Below are 1,497 nucleotides of genomic sequence, written 5' to 3'. Positions count from 1 at the left end.
CGATCACGACCAGCATGTCCCAGCCATACGGCAACAGCCCCATCCCGCCGAACTGCCTGCTGCCGATCAGCGACAGGATCGCCATGCCCGGCAGGTACGCCACCAGCCACCACGCCGCCTTCAGGTCCTCGTTGAAGCCCGTGAAGCCCGACTTCGCCTGGAAGTAGAAGAACACCGGCAGCGCCACGATCATCAGCAGGATGATCTCGCCCGTCAGCGGCCACTTCGCCCAGTACAGGATCAGCGACGCGCACACGAACGCGAACGGCGCGACCACGCCCATGCCCGGAATGCGCAGYGGACGCTCCAGATCCGTCGCCGAGCGGCGCAGCGACATCAGGCTGATCGGGCCCGTCAGGTACGAGATCACCGTCGCCACCGAGATCACCGCCGCCAGCGAACTCCAGCCGCGGAAGAAGAACAGGAAGATGAACGACACCAGCAGGTTGAACCACATCGCCGGACGCGGCACGCCGTACAGCGGATGCACGCTGCCGAACATCTTCGGCATCGTGTTGTTGCGCTCCATCGCGTAGATCATGCGCGTGGTCGTCGCCATGTAGGTCGTGCCCGTGCCGCTCGGGCTGATGAACGCGTCGACGTACAGCAGGATCGCCAGCCAGTTCAGGTTCAGCGCGATCGCCARCTCCGCGAACGGCGACTTGAAGTTGAACTGGCCCCAGCCCTTCATCACGTCAGCCGGGCTCACCGCGCCGATGTACGCGATCTGCAGCAGCACGTAGATCACCAGCGCCAGCAGGATCGAGCCGATCACCGCGAACGGCACGCTCTTCGCCGGATTGCGCGCCTCGCCCGCCAGGTTGACGGGACTCTGGAAGCCGTTGAACGCGAACACGATGCCGCTCGTCGCCACAGCCGTCAGCACCGCCGACCAGCCGTACGGCGCAAACGTGCCTGTGCCGCCAAACCCGTCGCCGAGGTTCTCCTTGTGGAAGCCGCTCATCATCAGGCCGAGAATCGTCAGGCCCGGAATGATGAACTTGAAGATCGTGATCGCCGTGTTGGCGCGCGCAAAGACCTTCACCCCCCAGTAGTTCAGCATGAAGTAGATGACCACCAGCACCGCCGAGAGCAGCAMCCCCGGCGTCGTCAGTTCGCCGTTGACGAACAGGTTGTGCGCCCATTCATATGGCCACGTGCTCATGTACTGGATCGAGGCCTCCGCCTCGATCGGAATCACCGACACGATCGCGATCCAGTTGGCCCATGCGCTGATGAAGCCCACCAGCGCGCCATGCGAATAGCGCGCGTAGCGCACCATGCCACCCGACTCGGGGAACATCGACCCCAGCTCCGCATACGTCAGCGCGATCGCGAGAATCACCACCGCGCCAATCACCCACGCGCAGATCGCCGCGGGACCTGCGATCTTGGCCGCCTTCCAGGCGCCGAACAGCCAGCCCGATCCGATGATCGAGCCAAGCCCCGTCAGCATCAGCGCGAATGGGCCGATGTGCCGTTGAATAGAACTATTCA

1 protein-coding gene is annotated in these 1,497 nt (G+C 64.0%); it reads right to left on the bottom strand.

What is annotated here, in order from left to right; all coding sequences use genetic code 11:
- A partial coding sequence (locus GCT13_RS47670; RefSeq protein ID WP_152768431.1) for an APC family permease occupies positions 1–1,497 on the bottom strand: 1,497 nt, incomplete at both ends.

The sequence above is a fragment of the Paraburkholderia franconis genome (genome assembly GCF_009362735.1).
Taxonomy (GTDB): Bacteria; Pseudomonadota; Gammaproteobacteria; order Burkholderiales; family Burkholderiaceae; genus Paraburkholderia; species Paraburkholderia franconis.
The sequence above is the reverse complement of the archived record's forward strand: the minus strand, read 5'-3'. Positions and strand labels throughout refer to the sequence as shown.